Below are 3,343 nucleotides of genomic sequence, written 5' to 3' on the forward strand. Positions count from 1 at the left end.
TAGCCAGCGCCGGAGGCGTATGGGGACACACCTTCCAGGAACTTGTAGGTCATGTCACCGATGAAGGGCATTGTTTTGCCTTCACCTGCGCCGAAAGAGAGGCTGTAACCGCAGGCCCACCAGAGGATGGTGACCAGACCAGCAATACCCATGCACTGGGCGATGACGGAGAGGACGTTCTTCTTGCGGACGAGACCGCCGTAGAAGAGAGCCAGACCAGGGAGGGTCATGAAGATCACGAGGGCGGTGCTGGTCATCTGCCAGGCATTGTGGCCTGGGCCAGGGCCGGCGATGTTGGAAGTCCAAGTGGTGTCACCGTCTTTGCCTGGCTGCACGTTCTGCACGTACTTCTCCAAGTCAAATATACGCTGTTCAACGGTAGGTCCGGCGGGGGCTGCGGGTGCTTCAGCGGCGGGAGCCGGGGCGGGCGCAGGTGCAGTCTCCTGGGCACTGAGCGCACCGAGAGACAGGAAGGATGTAGCGACTAGACCGCACGCAAGCGTGCGCCAACGATGGATGACTGCGATCATGGATGAATGGTTGTGGATGGATGTGAGATAGTGACCAGATTGGTTGATTCAGTTACCCCGCAAAAATCAAGTAAGCACCCATCGTGCCAACTTTTAATTTTACTCAAAAAGTGAACTTCCTCACGCTTGCGCCACTCACCTTGCGAGGGCCTGATCCGCCAGTAATCTGTCCAAAATTATGAGCTACATCATGGTGGACATTGAATCGGACGGCCCCATTCCAGGGGATTACTCCATGATTTGTTTTGGCGCTGTCGTTGTGGAACCCGGGTTGGAACGCAGTTTTTACGGTCAGTTACGCCCCATTTCAGACCGCTACCTACCCGATGCCCTCGCTGTGAGCGGCTTCACCAGGGAACAGACTTTGGCCTTCCCGCAAGCCACCGGCGTCATGAATGCCTTTGCAGACTGGATTCATCATCTGGGTACAGACCGCCCCCTGTTCATTTCAGACAACAACGGCTTCGACTGGCAGTTCGTGAACTGGTATTTCCACCATTTCACTGGCAGCAACCCTTTTGGTTTCTCCTCGACCAATCTGGGGAGCCTGTACAAAGGCTTGGTCAAAGACACCTTCCAAACTTTCAAACACCTCCGCCAGACACGCCACACCCACCACCCGGTGGATGATGCGAAAGGAAACGCCGAAGCCCTGCTGACCATGAAGCAGGAAATGGGGCTCAAAATCCGGCTTTAATCGCCTTAAAAATCCAAACCTAACAAAAAATAAGGACATGGAATCGGCTCCCTACTTCATCAGTCTGGCTCTGGCTTTTGCCATTTTAAGCTATGGCCTGATGCGTCGACCCACCTGGATGTGGCATCTCGGCAGGGTGATTTTTTATCTATTGGCCGCCAAGTGGGGTGAATGGTTCTTCACCGGGCTGCGCGAAGCCAGGAGCGGTGCACAAGTCGCCTGGGCCTGCGTTTATTTGGCAGGCGGCCTTGTCATCTGGCTTCCGAGCGTAGTCTGGTGGAGTGCCAACCGGGAAAAATTTGGTAAAGCAACCAAGTCCCGATCTTCACCTTAACTCAATCTGGCAACGCTCCCATTTCGCCCATCTGATATTCTTCAAAGGCCTTCTGGATCTCCTCAGTGCTGTTCATCACAAAAGGGCCGTAGCCGACGACGGGCTCATTCAGGGGTTCGCCATCCATGAAGAGAAGATGAACTGCTGTGCGTGCATGCAGCGTGATGCTGTCTCCCTCCTGCTTAAAGACGACCAAATCCCCTTCATTGGCCTGGCCTTCATCATTGATCACCAGTTCTCCTGCCAGCAGTAGCAGGGCCGCCGTATGCCCCTTTGTGACCGGAAAATTCACCGTCTTCCCAGCAGTCAGCCGCACGTCCCGGAGATTGATGGGAGAAAATGTCAATGCAGGACCCGCCGTTCCAGCGTGCTGTCCGGCAATCACTCTCACAGTACCAGCACCTTCGGGAAGATTTACCTCGGGAATGTCTTTTTGAAGCAAAGTTTGGTAGCGGGCGGGTGCATTTTTGTCCTTAGAACGCAGATTTACCCAGAGCTGAACCATCTGCAGCTTGCCGCCACGGTGGGTGAACTCCTCCGAATGAAATTCTTCATGGATGATCCCCTTCCCCGCGGTCATCCATTGCACATCTCCGGGCCCGATCTTGCCCCCTCCACCACTGGAATCGCGGTGCTCCAACTCTCCTTGATAGGCAATCGTGACCGTTTCAAAACCTTTGTGAGGATGGGCACCCACTCCGCGCTTTTCTTTGCCCGGCTTAAACTCATGGGGTGCGGCATAGTCCAGCAGCAGAAACGGGCTCAGTTCCTGGCCAAGACCGTTGTAATCAAAAACCGAGCGCACAGGAAAGCCATTGCCCACCCAGTGCATGGCGGAGCTGTGTTGAATGCGGTGAATAAGTTTCATGATAAGGGTTCGTTGGTGCTAGCAGGGGCGGATTGGTCCGCTGCCGGTTTCTATTGGGTGTCGAAGACGACGGTCAATCTTTGGCCCCCAGCAGTTCATTGAGATTCAGAGCTTTGGTAAACATGGCCAGACTGCCGTCCTGGTTTCTGGGCCACTCGGTCTCCTGTCGGTCCCAGTATAGCTCCACGCCGTTCTGGTCGGGATCTCGCAGATAAAGGGCCTCGCTCACCCCGTGATCCGCAGCCCCATCGAGAGGAATGTCCTCTTGTTGCAACCGCCGCAGCGCATCCGCCAAAGCTTTGCGAGTGGGATACAGAATGGCCGTGTGATATAGGCCCGTGGTGCCAGGTGCCGGCGGGCTGCCCCCACGACTCTCCCAGGTATTCAGGCCAATGTGGTGATGATACCCCCCTGCGGAAATGAAGGCAGCCTCCTTGCCATATCTTTGCATGAGGGTAAATCCCAGAACCCCGATGTAAAACTGGAGTGATCGCTCCAGGTCGGCCACCTTGAGATGGACATGGCCGATGCGGACGGTCGGAGGGAGGGGAGCTTGAGCAATCGTTTCCATGATTGAATGAGCCACTAGACACCCGGAAAGATAATGCGGAAATCTTGGTCTCAGCATGCCGTCGGTAATGGGTCGCATAGGCCATTACTTGGAAGCAGCAGATGATGGCGTCTGACAAAAAACAAGATCCATGTGGGAGAAGCCTTCCAGAGAACGGGCCTTTGCCGAGAGAGCACCCAAGAAACTCAAAAGCTATCCTGGCGAGATCCATCAGCTTTGGACTGCACCCCAAAAGTTGACCCAGGAGTTATGAGAGTCTGAAGTGTGCGTAAGCACACCCACAGAGATCATGAAACGCAAGAGACATACCCCGGAAGAAATCATCAAGAAGCTCCGTGAGGCC

The 3,343-nt window shown here is 54.9% G+C and carries 4 protein-coding genes and 1 pseudogene; 2 read left to right on the forward strand and 3 right to left on the reverse strand.

Features of this window, described 5'->3' with window-relative positions; genetic code table 11:
* Positions 1-530, reverse strand: a pseudogene (locus tag ABEB25_RS24355) (hypothetical protein); the annotation flags it as partial.
* Between the two features lie 178 nt (positions 531-708).
* Between ABEB25_RS24355 and ABEB25_RS24360 the strand changes: the two are divergent.
* The gene (locus ABEB25_RS24360; protein ID WP_345739065.1) at positions 709-1,227 is read left to right on the forward strand and encodes an exonuclease; all 519 of its coding nucleotides are present in this window, start codon (positions 709-711) and stop codon (positions 1,225-1,227) included.
* 37 nt (positions 1,228-1,264) lie between these two features.
* On the forward strand, positions 1,265-1,561 hold the full coding sequence (locus ABEB25_RS24365; protein ID WP_345739066.1) for a hypothetical protein: 297 nt from the start codon (positions 1,265-1,267) through the stop codon (positions 1,559-1,561).
* 1 nt (position 1,562) lies between these two features.
* Here the strand turns inward: ABEB25_RS24365 and ABEB25_RS24370 are convergent, their stop codons facing one another.
* Both ABEB25_RS24370 and ABEB25_RS24375 read right to left on the reverse strand, forming a co-directional pair.
* Entirely contained in the window at positions 1,563-2,429 is an 867-nt protein-coding gene (locus ABEB25_RS24370; RefSeq protein WP_345739067.1) for a pirin family protein, read from the reverse strand.
* A gap of 73 nt (positions 2,430-2,502) precedes the next feature.
* A complete protein-coding gene (locus tag ABEB25_RS24375; protein WP_345739068.1) occupies positions 2,503-3,000 on the reverse strand; it encodes a VOC family protein in 498 nt (165 codons plus the stop codon).
* Positions 3,001-3,343 lie beyond the last annotated feature (343 nt).

The organism is Prosthecobacter algae (assembly GCF_039542385.1).
GTDB classification, from domain to species: Bacteria; Verrucomicrobiota; Verrucomicrobiia; order Verrucomicrobiales; family Verrucomicrobiaceae; genus Prosthecobacter; species Prosthecobacter algae.

Coding starts and splice junctions, on each gene's coding strand:
- ABEB25_RS24370 (WP_345739067.1), bottom strand. CDS start 2,429: ATGAAACTTATTCACCGCATTCAACACAGCTCCGCCATGCACTGGGTG.
- ABEB25_RS24365 (WP_345739066.1), top strand. CDS start 1,265: ATGGAATCGGCTCCCTACTTCATCAGTCTGGCTCTGGCTTTTGCCATT.
- ABEB25_RS24360 (WP_345739065.1), top strand. CDS start 709: ATGAGCTACATCATGGTGGACATTGAATCGGACGGCCCCATTCCAGGG.
- ABEB25_RS24375 (WP_345739068.1), bottom strand. CDS start 3,000: ATGGAAACGATTGCTCAAGCTCCCCTCCCTCCGACCGTCCGCATCGGC.